The organism is Microbacterium sp. H6, from assembly GCF_003314775.1.
Classification (GTDB): domain Bacteria; phylum Actinomycetota; class Actinomycetes; order Actinomycetales; family Microbacteriaceae; genus Microbacterium; species Microbacterium oxydans.
Window position 1 is genome coordinate 1 of record NZ_QOAY01000114.1, and the last position, 233, is coordinate 233.

General features: G+C 75.1%; 1 pseudogene. It reads left to right on the forward strand.

Annotated features, from left to right (window positions below):
* Window positions 1–233: pseudogene (locus DSP71_RS23345) on the forward strand (alpha/beta hydrolase); the annotation flags it as partial.

Below are 233 nucleotides of genomic sequence, written 5' to 3' on the forward strand. Positions count from 1 at the left end.
GGAACGCGTCGCACCGCTGCTCGCCCCGGAGCCCGCAGACCCCGCGGGCCGCCGCCGGGTCGCGGCTCAGAATGACGACGCCGTGAGCGCCGCGCTGGGTATCACCCCGCTGCCGACCGCCACCGAGGACCACATCGTCCCGGTCGACGGGCACCCCGACGTGCGCGTGCGGGTCTACTGGCCCGGTGAGGAGCGTACACCGCCAGGGTCGGGGCTCCCCGTGCTCGTGTACT